23 protein-coding genes are annotated in these 26,455 nt (G+C 62.1%); 16 read left to right on the top strand and 7 right to left on the bottom strand.

Going from position 1 to position 26,455, the window contains the following annotated elements; translation table 11 throughout:
- Positions 1–96: 96 nt before the first annotated feature.
- The 3 genes from N2600_RS00740 to N2600_RS00730 all read left to right on the top strand — a co-directional run bounded on the left by N2600_RS00740 (position 97) and on the right by N2600_RS00730 (position 3,955).
- Positions 97–1,650 carry a sugar ABC transporter ATP-binding protein gene (locus tag N2600_RS00740; RefSeq protein ID WP_260297692.1) on the top strand — a complete coding sequence of 518 codons (1,554 nt, stop codon included), beginning with the start codon at positions 97–99 and terminating at the stop codon, positions 1,648–1,650.
- 27 nt (positions 1,651–1,677) lie between these two features.
- Positions 1,678–2,652, top strand: a complete 975-nt coding sequence (locus N2600_RS00735; protein WP_170262940.1) for an ABC transporter permease — start codon at positions 1,678–1,680, stop codon at positions 2,650–2,652.
- Between the two features lie 268 nt (positions 2,653–2,920).
- Positions 2,921–3,955, top strand: coding sequence for a zinc-binding alcohol dehydrogenase family protein (locus tag N2600_RS00730; RefSeq protein WP_260297691.1), 1,035 nt, complete (start codon positions 2,921–2,923; stop codon positions 3,953–3,955).
- An 85-nt stretch (positions 3,956–4,040) separates the two neighbouring features.
- Here N2600_RS00730 and N2600_RS00725 read toward each other — a convergent pair whose 3' ends face one another.
- The 3 genes from N2600_RS00725 to N2600_RS00715 all read right to left on the bottom strand — a co-directional run bounded on the left by N2600_RS00725 (position 4,041) and on the right by N2600_RS00715 (position 7,383).
- Complete coding sequence (locus tag N2600_RS00725; RefSeq protein ID WP_260109994.1) at positions 4,041–4,979, bottom strand: IS110 family transposase; 939 nt, start codon at positions 4,977–4,979, stop codon at positions 4,041–4,043.
- A 434-nt stretch (positions 4,980–5,413) separates the two neighbouring features.
- On the bottom strand, positions 5,414–6,139 hold the full coding sequence (locus tag N2600_RS00720; protein ID WP_260297690.1) for a copper homeostasis protein CutC: 726 nt from the start codon (positions 6,137–6,139) through the stop codon (positions 5,414–5,416).
- The gene (locus N2600_RS00715; protein WP_260298862.1) at positions 6,136–7,383 is read right to left on the bottom strand and encodes a LysR family transcriptional regulator; all 1,248 of its coding nucleotides are present in this window, start codon (positions 7,381–7,383) and stop codon (positions 6,136–6,138) included. The genes N2600_RS00720 and N2600_RS00715 overlap by 4 nt, the downstream gene beginning before the upstream one ends.
- Before the next feature lie 49 nt (positions 7,384–7,432).
- On the opposite strand from N2600_RS00715, the gene N2600_RS00710 reads away from it, so the two are divergent.
- The 8 genes from N2600_RS00710 (at position 7,433) to N2600_RS00675 (ending at position 15,822) form a co-directional block, all read left to right on the top strand.
- Entirely contained in the window at positions 7,433–7,789 is a 357-nt protein-coding gene (locus tag N2600_RS00710) for a hypothetical protein (RefSeq protein ID WP_260297689.1), read from the top strand.
- Between the two features lie 14 nt (positions 7,790–7,803).
- On the top strand, positions 7,804–8,712 hold the full coding sequence (gene osmF / locus N2600_RS00705) for a glycine betaine ABC transporter substrate-binding protein OsmF (protein WP_162117020.1): 909 nt from the start codon (positions 7,804–7,806) through the stop codon (positions 8,710–8,712).
- An 84-nt stretch (positions 8,713–8,796) separates the two neighbouring features.
- Entirely contained in the window at positions 8,797–9,963 is a 1,167-nt protein-coding gene (locus N2600_RS00700) for an ABC transporter permease (RefSeq protein ID WP_222386666.1), read from the top strand.
- Positions 9,960–10,904 (top strand): ABC transporter ATP-binding protein, encoded by a 945-nt coding sequence (locus N2600_RS00695; RefSeq protein WP_170279121.1) that lies wholly within the window; start codon positions 9,960–9,962, stop codon positions 10,902–10,904. Before N2600_RS00700 ends, N2600_RS00695 begins: the two co-directional genes overlap by 4 nt.
- A complete protein-coding gene (locus tag N2600_RS00690) occupies positions 10,901–11,650 on the top strand; it encodes an ABC transporter permease (protein WP_260297688.1) in 750 nt (249 codons plus the stop codon). The genes N2600_RS00695 and N2600_RS00690 overlap by 4 nt, the downstream gene beginning before the upstream one ends.
- A 99-nt stretch (positions 11,651–11,749) precedes the next feature.
- Positions 11,750–12,145, top strand: coding sequence for a VOC family protein (locus N2600_RS00685; RefSeq protein WP_260297687.1), 396 nt, complete (start codon positions 11,750–11,752; stop codon positions 12,143–12,145).
- 80 nt (positions 12,146–12,225) lie between these two features.
- Positions 12,226–14,679, top strand: coding sequence for a glycoside hydrolase family 2 protein (locus N2600_RS00680; RefSeq protein WP_260297686.1), 2,454 nt, complete (start codon positions 12,226–12,228; stop codon positions 14,677–14,679).
- 204 nt (positions 14,680–14,883) lie between these two features.
- Entirely contained in the window at positions 14,884–15,822 is a 939-nt protein-coding gene (locus tag N2600_RS00675; protein WP_260109994.1) for an IS110 family transposase, read from the top strand.
- A gap of 282 nt (positions 15,823–16,104) precedes the next feature.
- On the opposite strand, the gene N2600_RS00670 is transcribed toward N2600_RS00675, so the two are convergent.
- Complete coding sequence (locus N2600_RS00670) at positions 16,105–16,497, bottom strand: PRC-barrel domain-containing protein (protein ID WP_260297685.1); 393 nt, start codon at positions 16,495–16,497, stop codon at positions 16,105–16,107.
- Between the two features lie 259 nt (positions 16,498–16,756).
- On the opposite strand from N2600_RS00670, the gene N2600_RS00665 reads away from it, so the two are divergent.
- The 4 genes from N2600_RS00665 (at position 16,757) to N2600_RS00650 (ending at position 23,374) form a co-directional block, all read left to right on the top strand.
- A complete protein-coding gene (locus tag N2600_RS00665; protein WP_260297684.1) occupies positions 16,757–18,457 on the top strand; it encodes a long-chain fatty acid--CoA ligase in 1,701 nt (566 codons plus the stop codon).
- Positions 18,458–18,595: 138 nt separating this feature from the next.
- Positions 18,596–20,221 (top strand): glucose-6-phosphate isomerase, encoded by a 1,626-nt coding sequence (gene pgi, locus N2600_RS00660; RefSeq protein WP_260297683.1) that lies wholly within the window; start codon positions 18,596–18,598, stop codon positions 20,219–20,221.
- Positions 20,222–20,745: 524 nt separating this feature from the next.
- Entirely contained in the window at positions 20,746–22,161 is a 1,416-nt protein-coding gene (otsA, locus tag N2600_RS00655) for an alpha,alpha-trehalose-phosphate synthase (UDP-forming) (protein ID WP_260297682.1), read from the top strand.
- A 409-nt stretch (positions 22,162–22,570) separates the two neighbouring features.
- Complete coding sequence (locus N2600_RS00650) at positions 22,571–23,374, top strand: alpha/beta fold hydrolase (protein ID WP_222386658.1); 804 nt, start codon at positions 22,571–22,573, stop codon at positions 23,372–23,374.
- Positions 23,375–23,377: 3 nt separating this feature from the next.
- On the opposite strand, the gene N2600_RS00645 is transcribed toward N2600_RS00650, so the two are convergent.
- From N2600_RS00645 to N2600_RS00635, 3 genes are all read right to left on the bottom strand, one after another.
- Positions 23,378–24,304 carry a carbohydrate kinase family protein gene (locus N2600_RS00645; protein WP_222386657.1) on the bottom strand — a complete coding sequence of 309 codons (927 nt, stop codon included), beginning with the start codon at positions 24,302–24,304 and terminating at the stop codon, positions 23,378–23,380.
- Between the two features lie 62 nt (positions 24,305–24,366).
- On the bottom strand, positions 24,367–25,056 hold the full coding sequence (locus N2600_RS00640) for an orotate phosphoribosyltransferase (protein ID WP_162119307.1): 690 nt from the start codon (positions 25,054–25,056) through the stop codon (positions 24,367–24,369).
- Between the two features lie 76 nt (positions 25,057–25,132).
- Positions 25,133–25,774, bottom strand: a complete 642-nt coding sequence (locus N2600_RS00635) for a TetR/AcrR family transcriptional regulator (protein WP_222386656.1) — start codon at positions 25,772–25,774, stop codon at positions 25,133–25,135.
- Positions 25,775–25,875: 101 nt separating this feature from the next.
- Between N2600_RS00635 and N2600_RS00630 the strand changes: the two genes are divergently transcribed.
- The gene (locus tag N2600_RS00630) at positions 25,876–26,358 is read left to right on the top strand and encodes an anthrone oxygenase family protein (protein WP_170263581.1); all 483 of its coding nucleotides are present in this window, start codon (positions 25,876–25,878) and stop codon (positions 26,356–26,358) included.
- Positions 26,359–26,455 lie beyond the last annotated feature (97 nt).

Genomic DNA, 26,455 nt, shown 5'->3' with positions numbered 1-26,455 from the left:
GGCCGCGCCGGATTCAAAAACCGGCGCGGCCTTTTCCATCTGTGCTATGTTTTGCGCTGGATGGAGAGCAGACGCGACATAAGGAGGAGAGGTCCCATGATCGGACTGGAAGAGGTCAGTCATCGCCATGATGACAGCGCCACGCTGAAAGAAGCCAATCGAATTCCCGCCGGATCGCCTATCCTTGAACTCAAGGGCTTGCAGAAGAATTACGGTCATGTGCAGGCGCTGAAGCCAGCGACGCTGACCTTTCTCGCCGGCGAAATCCACGCCATCGTCGGGGAAAACGGCGCCGGCAAATCCACCCTCATCAAATTGCTGACAGGCGTCATCACCCGCACGGCCGGCGAGGTGCTGTGGTGCGGCCAGCCGGTAGCGCTGTCGACGCCGAACGAGGCGATCGCGCGCGGCATCAACGCCGTCCACCAGGAAGTCGTGCTCTGCCGGCACCTGACCGTTGCCGCCAACCTCTTCCTCGGCGACGAGGTCAACCGCTACGGTCTGATGCGCAAGAAGCAGATGGTGAAGATGGCGCAGGCCGTGCTCGACGATCTCGGCTTCGGCCTTCCGGCAGGAGCGCTGTTGAGTTCGCTGACGATTGGCCAGCAGCAGCTGGTGGCGACGGCGCGCGCGGCCATGCGCGGCACGCAGTTTTTGATCTTCGACGAACCCACAGCCTATCTCACACGTCAGGAATCGGCGCAGCTTTTCAAGCTGATCCGCCGCCTGCAGGGCGAAGGCGTCACCATCGTCTATATCAGCCACCGCATGGAGGAAGTGTTCGAGCTTGCCGACCGTGTCTCGGTGCTGCGCGACGGCACGCATGTCGGCACGCGCCTGATCGGCGAGACCAACGACGCCGAACTGATCGCACTGATGATCAACCGCTCGATCGAACAGATCTACCACAAGGAAGAGATTGCGATCGGCGAGACGATCGTCCAGGTCAACGGCCTGAGTGGCCCGGGTTTCGAAGACGTATCGCTGAGCGTCAAGGCAGGACAGATCGTCGGGCTCTATGGCCTGATCGGCGCCGGGCGAAGCGAATTCGCGCTCGGGCTCTACGGCCGCCAGCCGACGACATCAGGCGATATCCAATGGATGGGCAAGCCTGTCGATATCCGCAACGAACGCACGGCGATGGAACTCGGCATTGCGCTGGCGCCGGAAAGCCGGCGCGACCAGGGACTTTGCCTCAACCTGTCGATCGGCCTCAACATCAACCTGCCAGTGTTCGGGCGGCTGAGCCACGGGCCGGTGATCAACCACACGCGCGAATCGGCCAATGCCGACAGGCAGATCCATAATCTCAGCATAAAGACGCCGAGCCGGCGCGTTCCGGCCTCCAGCATGTCGGGCGGCAACCAGCAGAAGATCGTCATCGGCAAGTGGCTGAGCCATGGCGCAAGGCTTTTCATCTTCGACGAGCCTACCGTCGGCGTCGATGTCGGCACCAAGGCGGAAATCTACCGGCTCTTCGCCAAGCTGCTGAAGGAGGGCGCCGGCATCATCCTGATCTCCTCCTATCTGCCCGAGGTCTACGAACTGGCCGACCGGCTGCACGTCTTCCGCGCCGGCAAAATCGTCGCCAGCCATGATTTCCACGCGGCGACGCATGAAGAAGTGCTCAGCGAAGCGATCGGCGTCTGAGCCAAAAGAATAAGAGGGAGAAAATTCATGACTGCTACCCCCACCGAAATCGTCGCGCCGCCGCCGCGCCGGAAAATGAACATCCTGTTCGGCCTGACGCTGATCGGCCTGCTGCTCTTCCTCTGGGTCTTGCTCGGCATCTTTACCGTCAGCTTCTGGACGCCGCTCAACATCTCCAACCTGCTGCGTCAGGGTGCGATGACGGCGATCCTCTCGCTTGGCCAGACCTTCGTCATCATCACCGCCGGCATCGACCTTTCGGTCGGCGCCATCGTCGGCTTTTGCACCGTCATCATCGCCTGGCTTCTGCAGGCGGGCGTGCCGCTCTGGGCGGCGATCGCGCTGACGCTGCTCATGGGCGTGGCGATCGGCGGCTTCCATGGCTTCGGCATCGTGCATATGGGCCTGCCGCCATTCATCATCACGCTGGCAACGCTGACATCGCTGCGCGGCATCGGCCTGCTGATCACCAACGGCTCGACGATCAGCATCACCAATGAGGGTTTCAGCAATTTCGCCCGCGCCGATCTGCTCAGTATTCCAAGCCTGTTCTGGATGGTCATCCTGGTGGCGGTTCCCTCCTTCGTCTTCCTGCATCTGAGCCGCTGGGGCCGCTATCTCTTTGCGGTCGGTTCGAACGCCGAGGCGGCGCGCCTTTCCGGCGTCAACGTCAAGGGTATGATCTACCTTGCCTATATCCTGTCTGCCTCCTTCGCCGCCTTCGTCGGCGTGCTGCTTGCCTCACGCATCGCGATCGGCAATGCGACGCAGGCCGACGGCTGGGAACTGCAGGCGATCGCCTCATCGGTCATCGGCGGCACCAGCCTGTTCGGCGCGGTCGGCTCGGTGCACGGCCCGCTGATCGGCGCCTTTATTCTCGCCACCATCAACAACGGCGCGAACCTTCTGAACGTCAACTCCTTCTGGCAGCGCATCATCACCGGTCTGCTGATCATCGTGATCGTGTTCTTCGACCAGTTGCGCCGCCGCCGGAGCAATTGAGCGGCGAGCGGGAGATCGGCGTCTGCCGGGGAGAGCGCCGCCTGCCCCTCATCCGCCTGCCGGCACCTTCTCCCCGTTCTGACGGGGAGAAGGGGATATGCCGCAAACCTCTCCGTCCCTCGCCAGCATCCCGTTTGGCACGTCCCCTCTCCCCGTTTTTACGGGGAGAGGGCTAGGGTGAGGGGCAGATGTTTTCGATACGGCGCCACATCGGCGCGAGCCGGCCAGACAAACCGGCTTCCTCCTTTCGAAGAATGCGAGACCCGTCATGAAAGCAGTCCTTTGCCGGGAGCCCGGCGTGCTCGATATCGTCGAGCGTCCTTCGCCAGCGGCTCCCGCCGCCGGCTGGGTGCGGCTTGCCGTCAGCCATGTCGGCATTTGCGGCACCGATTACCACATCTTCGAGGGCAAACATCCCTTCCTCGAATATCCCCGGGTGATGGGGCATGAGATCTCGGCAACGGTGCTGGAAGCGGGCGACGGGGTCACTATCGCAGTCGGCACGCCCGTCATCGTCAATCCCTATCTCTCCTGCGGGCAATGTATCGCCTGCCGCCAGGGCAAGCCGAATTGCTGCACGAATATCAAGGTGCTCGGCGTCCATACCGACGGCGCCTTCTGCGAGGAGATTTCGGTTCCGGCCGAGAACCTCTATGCCGCCAAGGGCTTAAGCCTCGAAGCGGCGGCGACGACCGAGTTTCTGGCAATCGGCGCCCATGCGGTGCGCCGTTCGATGACCGGCGCCGGGGCGCGGGCGCTCGTCATCGGCGCCGGGCCGATCGGGCTTGGGGCAGCGATCTTCTCGCGTATTGCAGGCCATGAGGTGACACTGCTCGATACAAGCGCGGAGCGGCTGCAGATGGCATCCAAGCGTTTCGGCTTCACCTCCGGCATCGTCGCCAACGAGGCGACAGCGGAGACCGTTCGGGAAAAGACCGATGGCGACGGTTTCGACGTTGTCTTCGACGCGACGGGTTATGGCCCTTCGATGGAGAAGGCCTTCTCCTTCGTCGCCCATGGCGGCGCGCTGGTGCTGGTCAGCGTCGTCAAGGACGATATCCGCTTTTCCGATCCCGAATTCCACAAGCGCGAGATGATGGTGATCGGCAGCCGCAACGCCACCCGCGTCGATTTCGAGCACGTGGCGGATTCGATCGCCAAAGGGCTGGTGCCGGTGGACAAGCTCATCACTCACCGCACGACGCTTGCCGATGCACCGCGCGATCTCGCGCGCTGGGCGCATGAGAAGAATGGGCTGATCAAGGCTGTGATCAGTGTTCGGGACATTCCCCGTAACGGGTAGGAGGGGAACGGAGAGGTCGCGGCATGTTCTCTTCTCCCCTCGGGGAGAAGGTGCCCGTAGGGCGGATGAGCGACTATCTGGGTTGTCAAGTTGCGCATTCGAATTCTCTTCGCGCATCCCGTGCTTTTGCATTGAGAATGACCAGCAGTTTTCGGGCGAGCGCAATGCGGATAACCATTTTTGGCTTGCCAGCGCTCTGCAACCTTTGCCTGAAGGCAGCCAAATGCGGATCGTACCTGGCCGCGGTGGCGGCGACCAGGAACAGGATGCCACGCGGTCCGGAGCGCCCGCCGCGCACCGGCCGGGGTCCGCTGCGTTTGCCGCTATCGTTGGCAATCGGCGCCAGGCCGGCCAGTTTGACGATCGCCTTGTTGGAGATTCGGCCGATTTCGGGCAGTTCGGCCATCAGCCGGGCAACGGTACGGTCCGCCACCCCCTTGATCGAGCGAAAGGCTTGGTTGAGGCAGGCCCAGAGCGGATCGTCGTCGATCATCGAGGCAATCTCGCCCTCAAGGGTGCGGCTCTGGCGCACCAGAAGCGCGATCACTTCGTCGAGGCTTGCCACACTCTGCTGATCGCGGGCAGCACTGCGGCGCTGCCTCTGGACGGTCAGATCGCTGGTGACCTGAGACAGCCGCGTCATCAGCGCCGACAGCCGCAGCTGCGCGGCTTTCGGCGGCGGCAGGGCAGACAGCCGCCTGGCCTCGGCATAATGGGCGATCATCGCCGCATCGATCCGGTCGGTCTTTTCCAGAAAGCCCATGGCCTCGGCAAAGCGGCGCACATGGCGCGGATTGGCAAGCGCGCAGGCGATCCCCAACTCCCACAACAGCAGGAAGGCCGAACGCTCGTAGCCGCCCGACGCCTCCATGACGACGAGCTCGACACCCTGCTCCCGGCAGAGCGCAGCCAGCGCGCCGATGCCGGCCGCATCGTTGCTGAAACGCTCAAAAACCCCGGACGGGCGGATAAACGCATCCAGCCAGTCCTTCGAAACATCCACTCCACATATAACTCTGTTCACGGTAACCTGCCTTGTGCGTGCGGTTGAAGCCAAGCGACTATTCGGTCGTACGTGACGATGACGAAGATCCCAGGCTCATCCACGGTTGTAACCGGAGGGGGAAACGGGCGACTTCGTCACGCCTCTGGCTGGGTGGCCACCCAGCCAGAGGCTCAATCGCTTCCATCGCACATAAAATCTAACATGCAGATACAAGGGGGCCACACGGCACATCCCTCCCCCTCATAACCTGTCCCGCGACGCCGACTGCAACGCCCTAAGACAACACGAACCGGTGAAACCCCGCATAGGCGTTGTAAAATACCGGCTTCGCCGGCCCCCTCATCCGCCCTACGGGCACCTTCTCCCCGCTGGGGAGAAGAGGGAGTCGAGAGGTCACGGCATGTCCGTCCGAAGGACGGGTCAAGACCTGTGGCTCGGCCCAGGCCACAAGTCTAACCAACCGCCTCAATCTCACGGCGCATCTGCCTGACGACGGCGACATCCGTCTTGTTCGTGCTCCTCGCCTCGAAGCCGAAGGCGACGGCGCGTGGATCGGCGCTTTCGACCGGCGAGCTGCAGGAACCGTGGATCTCGCGGGCGCCGGTCGCCTTCAATATCTGGCCGACATTGGCCGGGCGGATGCCGCTGCCGGGCATGATGACGATGCGGCCGGCAGCCTTTGCCGAAATGCGCTTCAGCGTGTCGAGGCCATCCGCCGCCTTCAGCGCGCAGCCGGAGGTCAAGATGCGTTCGCAGCCGAGCTCGACCGCCTGCTCCAGCGCCTGGTCGGCATCCGGCACCAGATCGAAAGCGCGATGCAGCGTCGAGCCGAGGCCGGCCGCATGTGCCTTCAAACGGTGGATCAGCGGCATGTCGAGCGTACCATCCGGCCGGTTGGCGCCGATGACAACGCCGGCAAGGCCCGATGTGCGCACGGCTTCGATATCGATCATCATCGCCTCCTCGTCTGCTCCGTCGAAAATGAAGGGGCCGGCGTGGGGGCGGATCATCGCGTAGACCGGAATGGAGGCCCTGGCGGCGATCCGCATCAGGCTCGGCAGCGGCGTCAAGCCGCCGAGTTCCAGCGCCGAGCAGAGTTCGATGCGCCCGGCGCCACCTTCGATCGCGGCGGCGAGGCCCTCGGCGCTGTCCACGCATACCTCAAGCAAGATCGTCACGCTGCAGTCTCCCTGGCTCCGGCATCCGCCGGCCTTATGGTTCGTACGACGGATTCCGACGTAATTCTCGCCGCCGACTCGATGATCATTGTGCAGGCATCGGCGGCGGCTTTGCGATGGTTGAAGGCGACGTGATAAGACATCGGCAGATACTCGTCGAGATCGACGATACGCACCTTGTCGGCAATCGGTATGGCGCTGACCCGGCCGAGGAATGATACGTAACCGTGATTGGCGACGAGGTCGACGATGACAGGCAGCGAATCCGCCGCGGTGATATCCTGGCCGCGCAGGCGCCGGTTTGGCGCGCGCTCATAGTTGAAGGCCATGGCCGCATGGCCGAGGCCGGTGCGCAGGCTCGGCATGCAGATCGGGTGGCCGGCGACGAGATCAGCGACGCTGGTCTCGTCGCTATCAGGCGGTGCGATCACCACCATGTCGGTCTGCAGCAATTCGCGATGGCGGAAGTTTTCCAGCCCGAAGACCGAATCCAGGATAGCGACATCGATGCGGCCGCTCTTCAGCGCCTCGCGCAGATCGTCGGCGGTCATCGCGACCAGCGAAATCGCGTTGTTGTTGCGGCGCAGATTCCATTCCGAAACCAGCGTGCCCAGGCAGCGGGCCACCCAGCTTTCCGATCCGGTCGGGATGATCGAACCGATGCGCAGCGACCGGGCGGTACGCCGATAACGTTCATCGGCCGACGATTTGAGATCGTTCCACGCCTGGCTGATCGCCATGAAGATCAGGTAGGCGCGCCTGCCCTCCTCCGTCAGCACCGACCCCTGCGCCTGCCGTTCGAACAGGCGATGGCTCATAAATTTCTCAAGATTGGCAAGCTGAAGCGAAAGCTGCGGCTGACCGAGGCGCAGGCGGCGGGCGGCCCGGTTGATGCTGCCTTGGTCGGCAACCTCCAGAAAACGCTCCATGGTGACGATCTTGACGGGAATGCGGGATGCCCACGCCTCGTCGATCTCGGCGCCGGCGCCGTCGTGACCGGCCCATTGACCGAGCTCACCGATCGCAGCCATGATCGGCTCCAAGCCTTCCAGCACCCTGCCGCTCGCAATCAGCGTCGCCAGCTCGCCGGAGGCACGTTCCGTCAGCTTCATCGCCAGTTCGGTCTCGAGATTATGGATTGCCGTCGAGACGGTGGAGGGCGACAGCTGGAAGCGCCGCGCGGTCTCGCGGACCGACCCGGAGGTCAGGACATGGCTTGCGATGAACAGGGCACCAAGATGCAAACGGTCAACTCCGGAAAGCGCTGGAAAAACCGGACGATATGATGTGTTCATGAAAAAAGATATCCCTGCCTCCGCAGAGCCGGGCTATCGTTCGATCACAGAAAAATCCGGGCGGCGGGAATCCGCAACAGAGCCCGGGAATATCGTGGAAACACGCAAGGGGACAAAAACAAATCGCGCCGGCCTTGGAAAAGGAATGCGTTTCCGCGCGCGGAGGTGCATTCGCCGCCATAATCATGCCGTGACCGCAAATACTGGAGGGGCCTTGCATCGATTTTTCGGGCATGCACGCTATTTCCATCACGCACGCAATTCCGGCATGATGGCGGCCTCACCGCCCTCGCCGGCGGGTTTTCCTGCGCGCAAGCCTCCGCCAAGGGCTTGGGCCTCACTCAATGGTGTTTAACAAGGGGATATTCCATGCTGAAGAAACTCGCACTTGCCGTTTCGCTCTCCGCCTTCGCGGTGGGCGCGGCCCATGCCGCCGACGTCGTCGTCTCGTCGAAGATCGACACGGAAGGCACGCTGCTCGGCAACGTCATTGCGCTCGCTCTCGAAGCGAACGGCATCAAGACGCAGGACCGCATCGCGCTTGGCGCGACACCTGTGGTGCGCAAGGCGATCACATCAGGCGAAATCGACATCTATCCCGAATATACCGGCAATGCCGGCTTTTTCTTCAACAAGGCCGATGACGCGGCGTGGAAGAACATCGACCAGGGCTATGAGCTAGCGAAGAAGCTCGATTACGATGCCAACAAGATCGTCTGGCTGACACCGTCGCCTGCCAACAACACCTGGGCGCTCGCCGTGCGCAGCGACGTCGCCGGCCCGAACAAGCTGAAGAGCCTCACCGACTTCGGCAAATGGGTTGCCGGCGGCGGTGCCGCCAAGCTTGCCGCCTCCGCCGAATTCGTCAATTCGGCCGGCGCGCTTCCCGCCTTCCAGACGACCTACGGCTTCCAGCTGAAGCCCGACCAGATGGTCGTTCTTTCCGGCGGCGACACGGCGGCAACGATCAAGGCGGCCGCCGACCAGACGAACGGCGTCAACACCGCCATGGTCTACGGCACCGACGGCGCGATCGAAGCGGCCCAACTGACCGTTCTCGAAGACGACAAGAACGTGCAGCAGGTCTATGCGCCGACGCCGATCATCCGCGAAGAGGTGTTGAAGGCCAATCCGAAGATCGAGGAAGTGCTCTCGCCGATCTTCAAGAGCCTGACCGCCGACGAATTGCGCAAGCTCAATGCCAAGATCCAGGTCGATGGCGAGCCGGCAAAGTCCGTCGCCGAAGCCTATCTCAAGGAAAAGGGCTTCCTGAAGTAATCATCGCTCGCTCCGCCCGATTGCGGGCGGAGCCTCCCTTTGCTGATAGGGTTGGGCTGATGTTGGCCAGACAGGGTTGATTTGATGGAAGAAACCTTAGCGGTCCGCAAGCTGGACCGGCTCGGCGTGGTTTTGGTGGCCGGCGGCATCGCGGCGACAGCACTGATGCCCTTCATCTATGTGAAGGCGAACCGCATCGCCGCCGGCAAGCCGATGCTGCTGATGCAGCTTCTTCCCCAGCCTTCCGTCATCATCCTGACCATGCTTCTCCTTCTCACCGCCTTTGCCACGCTGTTCCTACGCCATGCGATCGCGCGGCTTGTCATCGCCACACTCTGCCTTGTGGCGCTGATCGTTGCGATCGGCCTCGTCTCGACCGCGGCAACGCCGGCCGGCAGCACGGTGGCGCGCATGACGCCCGGCGGTGGCTTCTGGGTGCTATTTGCGGTGATCGGCCTCGTCATATCGGATGCGCTGGTGAAGATCCGCCTGGCGCCCTGGATGCGGATCGCAGCCCTTGCCGCCTATACGGCGCTGCTCTTCGTCTCGCTCTCCTCCGGCCTCCTCGACAGCCTTTCGATCATGAAGGAATTCTCGACGCGGGCTCCGCAGTTCGAGACGGAGGCGATCTCGCATCTGCTCTTGGCGTTCGGCTCGCTTGCCATCGCCATTGTTCTCGGCCTGCCGCTCGGCATCCTCAGCTTCTGGGTGCCGAAGCTACGGGCCATCGTGCTGCAGGGGCTCAGCCTCATCCAGACGATCCCAAGTCTGGCGCTCTTCGGCCTGTTGATGCTGCCGCTCGGCTATCTCGCCACCCATGTGCCGCTCGCCGCCGCGATCGGCATTCGCGGCATCGGCACGGCGCCTGCCTTGATCGCGCTCGTGCTCTATTCGCTGCTGCCGATCGTCGCCAACACCGTCGTCGGTCTTCAGGGCGTCGATCCATCGGTGCGGGACGCTGCGGCCGGCATGGGGCTGACGCGCTTGCAGATCCTGACCGGCATCGACATGCCGCTTGCCTTTCCCGTCATCCTCACCGGCATCCGCATCGTGCTGGTGCAGGCGATCGGCATGGTGACGATCGCCGCGCTGATCGGCGGCGGCGGCTTCGGCATCTTCATCTTCCAAGGGCTCGGCCAGACGGCCATGGACCTCGTCCTGCTCGGCGCCGTGCCGACTGTCTTCTTCGCCTTCTCATCGGCCGTCATCCTCGATGCGGTCATCGAAAGCATCCGGGGATCTGCCGCATGACCATGATCGAGATCAGGAACGTCACCAAGCGCTATGGCGCCGCCACCGTCGTCGACAACGTCTCGATGAGCGTCGAGAAGGGTGAGATCACCGTCATCGTCGGCACCTCGGGCTCCGGCAAATCGACGCTGATGCGGATGATCAACCGGCTGGTGCCGATCACCAAGGGTGAAATCTTCGTCGGCGGGCAGAATGTGATCGACGTTGAGGTGACGGAGCTTCGCCGCAAGATCGGCTATGCGATCCAGGGGCACGGCCTTTTTCCGCACCGCACCGTGGCGCAGAATATCGCCACGGTGCCGCAGCTTCTCGATTGGGATTCGACGCGTATCGCCAAACGGGTCGAGGAACTGCTCGGGCTCTTCAACCTCGATCCGGCAACATTTGCCGACAAATATCCGCACCAGCTCTCCGGCGGCCAGCAGCAGCGCGTCGGCGTCGCCCGGGCGCTGGCGGCCGAACCGGAATTGCTGTTGATGGACGAGCCCTTCGGCGCGCTCGATCCGGTCATCCGCGGCAAGGCGCAGGACGACCTTTTGGCGATCCAGAAGCAGTTCGGCACCACGGTCATTCTCGTCACCCACGACATGGACGAGGCCTTCCATCTCGGCAATCAGATCGCGGTAATGAGCGAGGGCAGGTTGCTGCAATGCTCGACGCCGGAAAAGATCCTCACCGAACCCGCCGATCCCTTCGTGCAACAATTGACCGGCACTTCCGACCGGGCGCTGAAGCTGATGTCGCTGCTGCCGCTGAAGGAAAGCATGGAGCCGGCCAAGACGGGTCTCGCCTATGCCCTGCCGCAGTCGCTCAGTCTCCGCGACGCATTGGCTGAGATGATCTGGCAGGGGGTCGACGAGGCGGCGGTGCAGGATGCACAAAAGGCGCCTGTGGGATCGATCTCGATGACGCGGCTGCTCGAACTGGGCCGCAAGGCATGAAACTCGTTGTCGCCAATCTCTTCCGCCTGGCGGCGCTGGCCCTGCTCTTGATCCTGCTGTTCAGGACGGAGTGGCTTTCCTTCATGCTCACGCCGCTGACCAGCAACAATGCGCCTGCCGTCTATACGCAGAACAGCCTTGCTTCGCTGGCCGCCGGCCATCTGCAGCTGGTGATCGGATCGATCGTCTGCAGCGCCGTGCTGGCCGTTATCGGCGGCATCTTCGTGACGCGGGAAAGCGGGGCTGACTTCCTGCCGCTGTCGCGCGCCATCGCTAATGCCGGGCAGACTTTTCCGCCGGTCGCAGTGCTGGCGCTCGCGGTTCCGGCGACCGGCTTCGGCGCCATGCCGACGCTGATTGCGCTCTTTCTCTACGGCCTGCTGCCGATCTTCGAAAACACCGTCGCCGGGCTGAAGCAGGTTTCGCCGCAGGTTCTCGATGCTGCCGACGGCATGGGCATGAACGGCACACAGCGACTGTTTCGCGTCGAGCTGCCGCTGGCCCTGCCGCTGATCCTCGAGGGGCTGAAGGTCGCGACCGTCATCAATATCGGCACGGCGACGATCGGCTCGACGGTTGCGGCAAAGGGCCTCGGCGAGGTCATCATCGCCGGGCTGATCTCCGACAATACCGCCTTCATCCTACAGGGCGGCCTGATCGTCGGCCTGATGGCGGTGCTGATCTATGACGCCATGGGTCTCGTCGAAGCGGCGATTACCCGAAGAATCGGCTTGCGCGCGGCGTAAAAGGACGGGTACCAAGACTGCCGCAGCAATTCAAAGTGCTACAGCGTCCTTTGCGCGTCTAAAAAGACGCGCGGCGCTGTGGTGGAATGGGAGGCAGACTTGGCGAAAATGATCCACTCCATGATCCGCGTTCTCGATGAGGCGCGCTCTGTTGAATTCTACGAGAGGGCATTCGGTCTTTCGGTCGCCGACCGCGTCGATTTCGAAACCTTCACGCTGATCTATATGAGCAATGCCGAGACGGGCTTCGAGCTTGAACTGACCGTCAACAAGGGCCGGACCGCGCCATACGATCCCGGCAATGCCTATGGCCATCTCGCCGTCTCCGTCGAAGAGGTGGCGGTCGAGCGCGAGCGGCTGTCAAAGCTCGGGCTGAAGCCCGGTGAACTGGTGGAGCTCAACCGCGACGGCAAGCTCTTTGGCCTGTTCTTTTTCATCAGCGATCCCGATGGCTACAAGGTCGAGGTGATGCAGCGCCACGGCCGGTTTCTCTGAGGCATCAGACGCCGAACGCCCGATACATTCCAATCCTAGATAATCCCACAGCTTCAAGCGGCATCATTCAGGAGCCCGCCATGATCGAAAAGACTGCGCTCAATTCGGGCTGGACGCTCTCCTGTAACGATACAGCAAGGCCCGGCCTGCCGGCTGCAATCCCCGCGGCGGTGCCGGGCTGCGTGCATCTCGACCTTCTCGCCAATCGGCTGATCCCCGATCCCTATATCGACGTCAACGAGATCACCAATGACTGGATCGGCAAGACCGACTGGACCTATCGGTGCAGCTTCGAGGCGATGCCTGACGATGCCAGGGTGCAGGAGCTCGTCTTCGAGGGGCTCGATACGGTTGCGGTGATATCGCTCAACGGCGAAGAGATCGGCCGTACCTTCAACATGCACCGCACCTATCGTTTCGATGTTTCGGGATTGCTGAAATCGGGTGCCAACGAACTCACGGTCATCTTCCGCTCCGCCTACGCCTATGGCGCGGAGATGGAAAAACATTATGGCTACCGTCCCAACAATTATCCGGGACCGGGCAATCTGATGCGCAAGATGGCCTGCAATTTCGGCTGGGACTGGGGGCCGACGCTGGTGACGGCGGGCCTCTGGAAGCCGGTCCGGCTGGAAAGCTGGGACCGGGCACGCCTTGCCGAAACCAGGGTGTCGGCAACGCTTGCCGGTGGTGACGGACTGGTCAAGGTGCATGCCCGGCTGGCGCGCTATAGCGACAAGACGGCGTTGAGGCTCGTCACAGCAATCGGCTGCGTGACGACAACAGTGGCGATCGGGCCTGGCGAAGACGAGGTCGCGTTCGAGCTTGTTCTCCCCTCGCCGCAGCTCTGGTGGCCGCACCATCTCGGTGCCCAGCCGCTCTATCCGATGGCGCTCAGGCTGATCGACGATGCCAGCGACGATGTGCTCGATGGCTTTGAAAGGGAGCTGGGTTTCCGCTCCCTGCGGCTCGATACTTCGGCCGACGAACATGGGTCAGCCTTTACCTTCGTCATCAATGACGTGCCGCTCTTCATCTGCGGGGCGAACTGGATTCCGGACGATTGTTTTCCCCCGCGGCTGACGCCCGAGCGTTATGCCGCGCGGATCGAGGAGGCAAAGTCCGCCAATATCCACATGCTGCGCGTCTGGGGCGGCGGCATCTTCGAGGCCGACGAATTCTATGAGGCCTGCGATCGGGCCGGCATGCTGGTCTGGCAGGATTTCCTCTTTGCCTGCGCCGCCTATCCGGAGGAAGAGCCGCTCAGAAGCGAGGTCGAGGCGGAGGTGCGCGACAATGTCGTGCGGCTGATGCCGCATGCTTCGCTCGTCCTCTGGAACGGCAATAACGAGAACATCTGGGGCTTCGACGAATGGGGCTGGCGGCCGATCATCAAGCCCGGTGAAAGCTGGGGGCTCGGCTATTATCTCGACCTGCTGCCAAAACTCTCAGCCGAACTCGATCCGGACCGGCCCTATTATCCCGGCAGTCCCTATTCCGGCTCGCTGGAGATCGAACCTAATGCCGACGCACATGGCTGCAAACATATCTGGGACGTGTGGAACGATGTCGGCTATGAGTTCTACCGAAATTATATCCCGCGCTTCTGCTCCGAATTCGGCTGGCAGGCGCCGGCCGCCTGGGCGACGATCGAAGAAAGCGTGCATGATGCGCCACTGACGCCGCAATCGAACGGCGTCTTCCACCATCAGAAGGCGACAGGTGGCAATGACAAGCTGATCGGCGGCCTGTCCGGCCATCTGCCGGAGCCCAAGACGATGGACGACTGGCACTTCGCCACCCAGCTCAACCAAGCACGCGCCATCCGTTTCGGCGTCGAGCACATGCGCTCGCATCGGAGTATCTGCAAGGGCGCGGTGGTCTGGCAGTTCAACGATTGCTGGCCGGTGACCTCATGGGCAGCGCTCGATTCGGCCGGACGCCGCAAGCCGCTCTGGTATGCGCTGAAGGCAGCCTATGATCCGCGCCTGCTGACGATCCAGCCGCGCGCCGGCGGACTTGCGGCGGTGGCGGTCAATGAACGGACGCTGTTCTGGCGGGCGAAGATCAGCGGCAAACGCATGACGCTCGACGGCACCGTGCTTGCCGAATTCGAATTCTGGCGCCTGCTCTGCGACCGCTTCGAGGCAAAGGAATTTCCGCTGCCCGAGGATATCGTCACTCCTGGCTTACCGAAGAACGAGGTCATCGTCGTTGAGATGCTGGACAGGCGGGCCTTCCACTATTTCGTCGAGGATATCGAGCTTGCCTTGCTAGCACCGCGGCTTGCGGTCGATGTCATCGGGATCGAGGGCGGCTATGAGGTCAAAGTGACGGCGCAAAACTTCCTCAAGGATCTTTGCCTGATGGCCGACCGACTGGATCCGAATGCCGTCGTCGACACGATGCTGGTGACGCTGCTGCCGGAAGAGAGCCATGTGTTTGCGGTCAAGACGGCAAAGGTTATTTCGGTCAATGACATTGTCATCGGTACAGTGCTACGGTCGGCCAACGATCTCACCGCCGGGCGCTAGGACAGCCCCTTGTATCTGCATGTTAGATTTTATGTGCGATGGAAGCGATTGAGCCTCTGGCTGGGTGGCCACCCAGCCAGAGGCGTGACGAAGTCGCCCGTTTCCCCCTCCGGTTACAACCGTGGATGAGCCTGGGATCTTCGTCATCGTCACGTACGACCGAATAGTCGCTTGGCTTCAACCGCACGCACAAGGCAGGTTACCGTGAACAGAGTTATATGTGGAGTGGATGTTTCGAAGGACTGGCTGGATGCGTTTATCCGCCCGTCCGGGGTTTTTGAGCGTTTCAGCAACGATGCGGCCGGCATCGGCGCGCTGGCTGCGCTCTGCCGGGAGCAGGGTGTCGAGCTCGTCGTCATGGAGGCGTCGGGCGGCTACGAGCGTTCGGCCTTCCTGCTGTTGTGGGAGTTGGGGATCGCCTGCGCGCTTGCCAATCCGCGCCATGTGCGCCGCTTTGCCGAGGCCATGGGCTTTCTGGAAAAGACCGACCGGATCGATGCGGCGATGATCGCCCATTATGCCGAGGCCAGGCGGCTGTCTGCCCTGCCGCCGCCGAAAGCCGCGCAGCTGCGGCTGTCGGCGCTGATGACGCGGCTGTCTCAGGTCACCAGCGATCTGACCGTCCAGAGGCAGCGCCGCAGTGCTGCCCGCGATCAGCAGAGTGTGGCAAGCCTCGACGAAGTGATCGCGCTTCTGGTGCGCCAGAGCCGCACCCTTGAGGGCGAGATTGCCTCGATGATCGACGACGATCCGCTCTGGGCCTGCCTCAACCAAGCCTTTCGCTCGATCAAGGGGGTGGCGGACCGTACCGTTGCCCGGCTGATGGCCGAACTGCCCGAAATCGGCCGAATCTCCAACAAGGCGATCGTCAAACTGGCCGGCCTGGCGCCGATTGCCAACGATAGCGGCAAACGCAGCGGACCCCGGCCGGTGCGCGGCGGGCGCTCCGGACCGCGTGGCATCCTGTTCCTGGTCGCCGCCACCGCGGCCAGGTACGATCCGCATTTGGCTGCCTTCAGGCAAAGGTTGCAGAGCGCTGGCAAGCCAAAAATGGTTATCCGCATTGCGCTCGCCCGAAAACTGCTGGTCATTCTCAATGCAAAAGCACGGGATGCGCGAAGAGAATTCGAATGCGCAACTTGACAACCCAGATAGTCGCTCATCCGACCCTTCGGGCCACCTTCTCCCCGCTGGGGAGAAGGGGTTATGCCGCGACGTCTCGGTTCCCCGCCAGCCTCTCGCAGGGCACGTCCCCTCTGCCCGTTTTTACGGGGGTCCGAAGGACGGGTCGAGACGAGTGGCTCGACCCTGGTAGGTTAGGGTGAGGGGCAGTCGTCGGCGCAGACGACAAGAGGTAACTATCGTCACCAAACACCAAAAAGGCCCCGCATCCGGGGCCCTTCCAGCTCGGCTTATCGGACGACGTTACCTCCAGTAGGGCGGCACGCCGTAGTAGTCATAGACCCGGCGGCCATTGTCGTTGTACCAGGTGTCGTCATCGTCCGAATAGCTCGGGGCGCCTTCGATCTGCTCCTTGGTCAGGTCGATGCGATAGCCATCCAACTGGGTGTCGTAGTTCAGCTTTTCCCAGGGAAGCGGGTAGTGATCGTGACCAATGCCCAGGAAGCCACCGAAGCTCAGCACGGCATAGGCGACACGGCCATCGCGCTTTCCGATAATCAGGCGTTCGATCGAGCCGATATGCTTACCATCGGCGCCATAAACGCGGGTGCCTTCGACGCGGTCGCTGGCAATCAGCGAATGCGTGTCCTTGACATTCGGGTCACGGCGGGTGGCGTCAGTATCCTGGTTCAACATTGTGCACCTCCTTTTGGTATTGCTCATGGTGAGTATGCAAGATCAACGTCATGGCGGATTCAAAGTTCCCCACCTGCCGACGATGGCGCGGCGCCCAAATGTTGACGTTTACGTCAAGGTTAGTATAGCTTCATTCGGCTTGAACCGTTCAGGCAATGGCATAAGCTGCCGGACTGGAAGATGGAGGACTCTTCCAGTCAATTGCGGGCCAGTCGATTGCCGGCTCGGCCACGGCGGCGGCGGCAAGGGAGAGAGACAGATGAACAGAATTTCCGTCCATCCGAACGGAGCCAAGCCCGGCAAGCCCTGGCTTGCCGCCTATCCCGATATCGTTCCGGCAGAGATTCCGCCGCTGGAATATGCCTCGCTTACAGAACTGCTCGAAAAATCCTGCGCCCGTTACGCCGACCGGACCGCCTTTTCCAGCATGGGCAAGGCGATGCGCTACCGCGAACTGGAGAGCCAGACCCGCAAACTCGCCGCCTGGCTGCAGAGCACCGGCCTTCAAAAGGGCGACCGCGTCGCCGTGATGATGCCGAACGTGCTGCAGAATCCGATCGCGACCTACGCCATCCTGCGCGCCGGCCTCGTGGTGGTGAATGTCAACCCGCTCTATACGCCGCGCGAGCTCGAACACCAGTTGCGGGATTCCGGCGCCAAGGCGATCTTCGTGCTGGAGAATTTCGCCCGCACGGTGGAGCAAGTCCTCAACAAGACCGATCTGCGCCATGTTGTCGTCACCTCGCTCGGGGAAATGCTGGGGCCGAAGGGGCTGATCGTCAATTTCGCCGTGCGCAAGGTGAAGAAGCTCGTTCCCTCCTGGTCGATCCCTCAGCACAAAAGCTTCGGCCAAGTGCTGCGCGAAGGGGCGGCAAAGGGGCTTCAGCCGGTTACACTTGTTGGCAGCGATATCGCCTTCCTGCAATATACCGGCGGCACGACGGGCGTTGCCAAGGGCGCGGTGCTGACGCATCAGAACCTGCTTGCCAACAAGGCGCAGCTGTCGCTCTGGCTGCGGTCGGCCTTCGAGCGCAAGAAGGAGCCGGAGGTGCTGAATTTCCTCTGCGCCCTGCCGCTCTACCACATCTTTGCGCTGACCGTGAATTCGCTGATGGGCATGTCGCTTGGCGCCCACAATATCCTGATCGCCAATCCGCGCGACATTCCCGGTCTCGTCAAGGAATTCGAAAAGTCGAAAGTGCATATCTTTCCCGGCCTCAACACGCTGTTCAATGCGCTGATGAACAATGCCGATTTCGCCAAGCTCGATTTTTCCTCGCTGATCATGTCGCTCGGCGGCGGCATGGCCGTCCAGCGTCCGGTCGCCGAGCGCTGGCTGAAGATGACGGGTACGGCGGTGACGGAGGGTTACGGCCTTTCCGAGACGTCGCCTGTTGCCACAGCCAACCGCTTCGATTCGCCCGAATTCACCGGCACGATCGGCCTGCCGCTTCCTTCCACCGAGCTCGATATCCGCGACGAGGAGGGCAATTCGCTGCCGCTCGGCCAGGTCGGCGAGATCTGCATCCGCGGGCCGCAGGTGATGGCCGGCTATTGGCAGAAGCCCGAAGAGACGGCGCGGGCGATGACCGAAGACGGCTACTTCCGCACGGGCGACATGGGTTTCATGGACGAACGCGGCTACACCAAGATCGTCGACCGTAAGAAAGACATGATCCTGGTCTCGGGCTTCAATGTCTATCCGAACGAGATCGAGGAAGTCGCCGCCATGCATGCCGGCATCCTCGAGGCCGCGGCCATCGGCGTACCGGACGGACATTCGGGCGAGGCGGTGAAGCTCTTCGTGGTCAGGAAGGATCCGAACCTGACGGAAGCCGAGGTGAAAGCCCATTGCATCGCCAACCTCACCAACTACAAACGCCCGCGCTTCATCGAATTCCGCACCGAGCTACCGAAGTCGCCGGTCGGCAAGATCCTGCGCAAGGACCTGCGCGGCTGAATTTGACAACCTGATGAAATTAAAGCCATCGGCTCCGCCGCGGCTGGCTTTTTTCCATTTCGGCAGGTGGCTGAACTTGATTTGCGGGTGAGAAAGCGAATAGTTTCCGCAACCTTTCCGCCTCCAAAGGAGCCTCCCATGAACGCCATCGTCGAACAGCTGAAAAGCACCGCTGATGCCACCAAGGCAACCGATATCCGTGCGGCCTTCGCCGCCGATTCCGAGCGCTTTTCGCGTTTTTCCGTCCGGCTTGACGACCTGCTGATGGATTTTTCCAAGACGGCGGTGAATGACGAGATCCTCAAGCTCTTGGTGAGGCTTGCCGAAGAAGGCGGCGTCGAAAAGAAGCGCGAGGAAATGTTCTCCGGCAAGGCGATCAATTTCACCGAGGATCGCGCCGTTTTGCACACCGCGCTGCGCAACCGCTCCAACACACCGGTGCTGGTCGACGGCAAGGACGTCATGCCCGACGTCAATGCGGTGCTTGCCGCCATGGGCAAGTTTGCCGACGACGTCCGCTCCGGCACGCTGAAGGGCGCCACCGGCAAGGCGATCACCGACGTCATCAATATCGGCATCGGCGGCTCGGATCTCGGCCCGGTAATGGCGACGCTGGCGCTTGCCCCCTTCCATGACGGTCCGCGCGCCCATTTCGTCTCCAACATCGACGGCGCCCATATCGCCGACATCCTGAAGCTGGTGCAGCCGGAAACGACGCTGTTCATCGTCGCCTCGAAGACCTTCACCACCGTGGAGACGATGACCAATGCGCAGACGGCGCGCAATTTCATCGCCAAGGCGCTCGGCGAAGCCGCCGTGCAGCACCACTTCGCCGCCGTCTCGACGGCGCTCGACAAGGTTGCCGCCTTCGGCATCGACAGCGCCCGCGTCTTCGGCTTCTGGGACTGGGTCGGCGGCCGCTACTCGATCTGGTCGGCGATCGGCCTGCCGCTGATGATCGCCGTCGGACCGGAGAATTTCGGCAAGTTCCTCGACGGCGCGCATGCCGTCGACAATCATTTCCGTCAGGCGCCGGTTACCGAAAACCTGCCGATGCTGCTTGGCCTGATCGGCTTCTACCATCGCAACGTGCTCGGCTACCCCACCCGCGCCATCCTGCCCTACGACCAGCGCCTGTCGCGCTTCCCGGCCTATCTGCAGCAGCTCGACATGGAATCGAACGGCAAGGGCGTCACCATCGACGGCACGCCGGTTGAAGGCAATTCCGGCCCGGTCGTCTGGGGCGAGCCCGGCACCAACGGCCAGCACGCCTTCTACCAGCTCATCCATCAGGGCACGAGCATCATCCCGGCCGAATTCATGATCGCCGCCAACGCCTTCGAGCCCGAGCTGCGCCATCAGCACCAGCTGCTGATCTCCAATGTTCTCGCCCAATCGGAAGCGCTGATGAAGGGACGCACCTTCGCAGAAGCCAAGAAGCAGCTGACCGACAAGGGCATGGACGACAAGAAAGCCGATTTCATCGCGCCGCACCGGGTCTTTACCGGCAACCGTCCGTCGATCACCTTCGTCTACGACAAGCTGACCCCTTATGCGCTCGGCCGGCTGATTGCGCTTTACGAACACCGCGTCTTCGTCGAAGGCGTGCTCTTCCGCATCAACTCCTTCGACCAGTGGGGCGTCGAGCTCGGCAAGGAACTGGCGACGGGCCTGCTGCCGGTCGTCGAGGGCAAGGAGAGCGCCGCATCGCACGACTCCTCGACGCAGGGCCTGGTTGCGGCGCTGGCGAAGCTGGCGAAGTAAGCATTCGAGATTGCCCCTCACCCTAACCCTCTCCCCGTTCTTACGGGGAGAGGGGACGTGCCCTGCGAGAGGCGGGTGAGGAACGGAGAGGTCACGGCATATTCCCTTCTCCCCTCGGGGAGAAGGTGCCGGCAGGCGGATGAGGGGCGGACGCTGGCTCCGGCTCAATGGCCGGTCCCACGCGCCCAGTGCCGACTGCCGCCAACATCGTCGTTGCGCCGCAAATGATGCACTAATACCAGCCGGCTCTGTGCATCCGCACAATGGGCTTCGTCGTGCGAAACCGGATTGAATGTTCTTCTAATCAAAAATTGTAGAATGAATTCTTTCAATTCGGGGGAATCGCCCTAGATTTAAGCAAAATCTGTGCGGAGTGCTCCGTTCCTTGTTCGCCTTGGGCCGCTCGCGTCCCGGTCGGCTCTGTCGATGTCGGCGCCTTCACTGCATGGCCGCGCCAAGTTCAGGAGACCCCGAGACGCTCGTCACACAGCGTTTTCATGTCCCATCTTCACCAAAGGAAGCTTATGAGCCGTCTTGTCGTCGTTTCCAATCGTGTTCCCATGCCGGCCAAAGATGGGAGCGCCGCTGCCGGCGGCCTGGCCGTCGCGCTGCAGGCAGCCCTGCAGGAGCGTGGCGGCATCTGGATGGGATGGTCGGGAGAATCAAGCGGGGACAGGGAACCTGGCCCGCTGTCGCAGATGCAGAAAGGCAACATCACCTATGCGCTGACCGATCTCACCGACACCGACGTCGAGGAGTATTATCGCGGCTTCGCAAACCGCGTTCTCTGGCCCATCTGCCATTATCGACTGGACCTCGCCGAATATGGCCGGAAGGAAATGGCCGGATATTTCCGCGTCAACCGCTTCTTCGCTCACAGGCTAGCGCCGATGATCGAGCCGGACGACATCATCTGGGTTCATGATTACCACCTCATTCCGCTGGCGGCGGAACTCCGCCAAATGGGGCTGAAGAACCGGATCGGCTTCTTCCTGCATATTCCCTGGCCGCCGGCCGACATTCTGGTCACGATGCCCGTCCACGAGGAAATCATGCGCGGGCTGTCGCATTACGATCTCGTCGGCTTCCAGACCGACTACGACCTCCAGAACTTTGCCGGTTATCTTAGAAGAGAGGGAATTGGCGACGACCTTGGAAATGGATTGTTCGATTCCCATGGGCGGATATTCAAGGCCGGCGCCTATCCGATCGGGATCGAAACCGCTGGTTTCGCCGAATTCGCCGAGAGAGCCGCAAGCAATATCATGGTGCAGAAGACCCGGCGCAGCATCGAAGGCCGGGCCATGATCATCGGGGTCGACCGCCTCGATTATTCGAAGGGCATCATTCAGCGGCTGGAAGCGTTCGAACGCTTCCTCACCAGCAATCCTGGCTACCAGAACAAGGTCACCTATCTGCAGGTCACGCCGAAATCGCGATCGGAGGTTCCCGAATACGAGCATATGCAGAAGATGGTCGCCGAACAGGCCGGCCGGGTGAACGGCGCCATCGGAACGGTCGACTGGGTGCCGATCCGCTATGTCAACCGATCGATCAGCCGCAACGTGCTCGCCGGCCTCTACCGGCTGGCAACGATCGGGCTGGTCACGCCGTTGCGCGACGGCATGAACCTCGTCGCCAAGGAATATGTCGCCGCCCAGGATCCCGATCGCCCGGGCGTATTGGTGCTATCGCGCTTCGCCGGTGCGGCACGCGAGTTGAAGGGCGCGCTGCTGGTCAATCCTTACGATGTCGAAGGCACCGCCAATGCCCTCGCCCGTGGCCTTGCCATGTCGCTGGAGGAGCGCCGCGACCGCTGGAGCATGATGATGGAGCATCTGCTAACCCACGACGTCTCACTCTGGTGCGAAAACTTCCTGCGGGACTTGGTACTTGCTCCCGAGCGTCAACCGGAGCGTGACTCCCGGATCGTCTCTTGATCGGTCGGCACCGACCCGTGCTCGCGCATCGACCCTTCGGGCCGACCCATCCTTCGGATCCCCTGGGGACAAGAGGGAATCGAGACGTTGTCGCATATCCCCTTCTCCCCTCGGGGAGAAGGTGCCGGCAGGCGGAAGGGGGCCGCACGGCAGAACCCTCACTTAAAACCTATCCCGAAATGCCTTGCCCAACGCGCTGAACAAGGTCGAGACGAATCCAGCGCGGCCGAACTCCGCACCGTGTCGGCATTTACGCTGTTAGCGAAGCCCATCCGTCTGAACTGACCCCCGAAGGTTGGATGTCCAACTTTCGGGGGTCAGTTCAGTCACGCGGGCGGGTTTTTTATTTGACCCTGTCGAATCGCAGGGCATGTCGTCGTCCATAGAAGGTCCGACAGAGGAGAAAGCGATGACCGCGACGGATAACGAACTGGTGAACTTTGAGGCAAACGGCGCGCTGCCATTGCCCCCCACAAATGAGCAGGGTTTCGTCGAAAACGAGGGTGCCCGTATCTGGTACGCGAGCTACGGTGCCGGCCCGGCTGTCATTCTGCTGCATGGCGGGCTCGGCAATAGCGGCAATTGGGGTTATCAGGTTCCCGCGCTCATCGACGCCGGACATCGGGTCTTGGTAATCGACAGCCGCGGGCATGGCCGCAGCACGCGCGATAAGCGCCCCTACACCTATCACCTGATGGCCTCAGACGTGCTGGCCATCATGGATCATATCGGAGTTGAGGAAGCGGCCCTCGTCGGCTGGAGTGACGGCGCTTGCACGGCGCTGATCCTCGCCGACCAGCAGCCGGAGCGCGTCTGCGGCGTATTCTTCTTCGCTTGCAACATGGATCCCAGCGGCACCAAGGAATTCAAGGCGACGCCTGTCATCGAGCACTGCTTCAGCCGCCACGGGAAGGATTATCAGGCGCTATCGGCAACTTCCGACCAGTTCGAAGCCTTTGTCGCCGATGTCTCGAAGATGATGTCGACGGAGCCGAATTATTCGACGGAGCAGCTCGCAGGCATCAAGGTGCCGGTTTCCATCGTGCTCGGCGAGCACGACGAATTCATCAAGCCTGAGCATGCCGATTATCTGGCAAGGACGATCCCAGATGCGGAGTTCGTGCTGCTGCCCGGCGTCAGCCATTTTGCGCCACTGCAGCAACCGGACCTCTTCAATCGCGAGGTCCGCGCCTTTCTCGACCGGATCGAATGAGCCTCAGAGGCCTATTTCGCGCGCCCAAGGGGGATTTGCGCCAGCGCGGGAGACGGTGACGGCGGCGGTCTTGGCGCCAAGCGCCAGGGCGTTACGCAGGGCCTGCTCATCGAGATTGGCGACCTGTGCCTTGGTCAACAGATTGTCCATCTTCAGCGACGCCAGGATGCCGGCATCGAATGTATCGCCGGCGCCGACCGTGTCGACGACGGTGACGCGCTCACTCGGCACCGTCACCTTGCGTTCCTTGGTATAACCGGAGGCGCCTTCCGCGCCCTTGGTGATGACGACGAGCTTGGCGCCGTGGTTCAGCCAATGGGCGGCGAGCGCATCATGCTCGCCCTGCAGGCCGAACCATTCGAGATCTTCGTCGGAAAACTTGACGATGTCGGATTTCGCGGCCATCCGCTTGATGCGGGCCATATGCGACGGCTTGTCCTTGATGAAACCGGGACGGATATTCGGATCGAGCGAGATGACGCGGCGTGCGGCTTCGCGGTCGAGCAGGGCTTCGTAGGTTTCGCCGCAGGGGCTGGGGATCAGGCTGATCGCGCCGAAATGCAAGGCCTCGCAATCGTCGCCGAGATCCGGCAGGTCGGCCGTGGTGATCATCCGGCCGGCGGTGCCTTCGTCATAGAAGGCATAGGTCGCCTGGCCATTCACCAGCTTGACGAAGGCGATGGTCGAGGGACGCGGCGTGATGGCGCATGGGCTGTAATCGACATTGCTCGCCTTCAGCGTCTCGAGCAGGATTTCGCCCATCATGTCATCGGCAACGCCGGTGAAGAAGGCGGTGGGGATGCCGAGGCGGCCGAGCGCGATGGCGGTATTGAAGATCGCGCCGCCGGCATAGGGCGCAAAGCCCTTTTCACCGAGGGTGGTGTCCCTCGGCAGCATGTCGATCAGGGCTTCGCCGCAGCACAAAATCATCGTATTCCTCCCAACAGCATCTATACGTTCATCAACCGGCTAGGCGAGCTTTTGTCAACCGGCTAGAGCGAAAGCTCACTCACGCCACCATTCTTTCCCGACCACGCCAGCGGCGCGTCGAGGAAGGCCTCGACTTCCGACAGCGTCTTGTCGTCGAAGAGCTTCTGTTCTTTGGCAACGGCCAGAACATTACGCCAGGTGGCGATGTGATGCAGCCTGACCTTGCCATCGGCAAAGCGCTGTTCGCCGAAGATGCCGTAGAAGAACAGCGCGATGCCATGATCGACGATGCCGCCGGCGGCACGGACGGCATCGATGAACTTGAACATGCTGCCGCCAGCCGTCGTCAGGTCTTCGATAACAAGCACCCGCGAGCCTTCCGGCATGTTGCCTTCGATCTGGGCATTGCGGCCATGGCCCTTCGGCTGCTTGCGCACATAAATCATCGGGAGGCCGAGGCGATCGGCCAGCAGAGCGGCGAAGGGGATGCCGGCGGTCTCGCCGCCGGCGATGCAATCGAACTGCTCGAAGCCGGCATCGCGCAGCAGGGTGCTGGCGGCGAAATCCATCACCGTCGAGCGGATGCGTGGGAAGGAGAGCAGCTTGCGGCAATCGATATAGACCGGGCTCGCCATGCCGGAGGCGAGTTTGTAAGGCTGGGTGGCGTTGAAATGCACCGCCCTGATCTCCCAGAGCATTTTGGCCAACAATTCGGCCATCACGGCGCGGTCGGGAAATGTGGTCTGGATCATGCGGCTCTCCTTCGGCTTGGATCCTTGCGGGAATAGCAGCAAGAGCCCGCCGTTTCCAGACGAAAAGGCGGGGCTATTACAGCAGAGGGCCGATATGCATCTTCTTGAACAAGGCAATCGCCTGAGCACCCTCTTCCGCATTCAGCGAAACAGCGTAACGCACGGCGGCGGCAAGCAGCTGCATCGTCAGCCGGGCGATCGCCAGCAGCTCCCTGCGGTCGCGATCCGGCCATAGGCGGATAAGCACGGCGAGAAATGCCTGGGCATGGAATTCCATGTCCTCGGCATCGACCTGTTGCAGCAGCTTGTCGGTATGGGTCGCATGCCAGATGTCGCGCATCACAGGCTCGCGGCGGAAGAAGTCGTAATATTCATCGGCGATAGTGGCGAGCGCGCCCTGCAGGGCCGCAGCGTCCGTCACCTTTGCCAGTTCCGCTTCGACGCACCGCCTGCCCTCTTGGTTGAAGCGCTCGGCCAATGTGCGGATGATCGAGGTCTTGTCGGGGAAATATTGGTAGAGGGCGCCGAAGGAGAGACCGGCCTTTTCGACGATCTCGCTCATCTTCAAGCCGTCGCTGCCATGGCTTTCGATCAGCTCGGCGGCCACGGTGAGGATCTTTTCGAAGCGCTCGCGGCCGCGCTGCTGGCTGGGAATGCGGCGCAGCTGGCCGGTCGACTCCTGCTGGCGCCTGCGCGTTGCGACCGGCTGTTCCGACATGCTCTCTCCTTTTCCACGTTGACAAACAATATAAGAGAGATTATCGCATTTTGCAAATGGGAGAGTTTCTCTTGTTTTTAAAGTTTGGGAGGAGTTTTGACATGCAGATCATCCTGATCCTATCCCTCGTGGCCGCGGCGATCGGCAGCGGCCTCGTCGCCGGCATCTTCTTTGCCTTCTCGACCTTCATCATGGCCGCCTTCTCGCGCATCCCGGCGGAGCAAGGCATCGCGGCGATGAACTCGATCAACGTGACGATCGTCCGCTCTCCCTTCATGGGCCTCTTCGTGCCGACGGCGATCCTCTGCCTCGTCATCGCCGTGCTCGCCCTGATCGACTGGCGCGGCGGGGCATCCTTTCTGATGCTGGCGGGTGCAGCCCTCTACATCTTCGCCTCCTTCCTCTCGACCATCATCTTCAACGTGCCGATGAACGATGCGCTGGCAAAAGTCGGCGGCAACGGGACGGAAGCGGTTCAGCTCTGGACCATCTATGTCAGGGACTGGACGTGGTGGAACCATGTGCGGACCATCGCCTCGCTACTCGCCTCGGTCGCCTTCGTCCGGGCGCTGATGATCGTCTGAACGATTGCTTCTCGGCGATCCGCCGCGCCTTTCAGGAATCGGGTGGTTGGCCCCGTGCGGGCATGCGATGTTGGGCAATCGCCGCGAAAGGACCGTC

The sequence above is a fragment of the Rhizobium sp. WSM1274 genome (assembly GCF_025200775.1).
GTDB lineage: Bacteria > Pseudomonadota > Alphaproteobacteria > Rhizobiales > Rhizobiaceae > Rhizobium > Rhizobium leguminosarum_I.
Note: the sequence above shows the minus strand (reverse complement) of the source record. Positions and strands in the feature narration are given on the sequence as shown.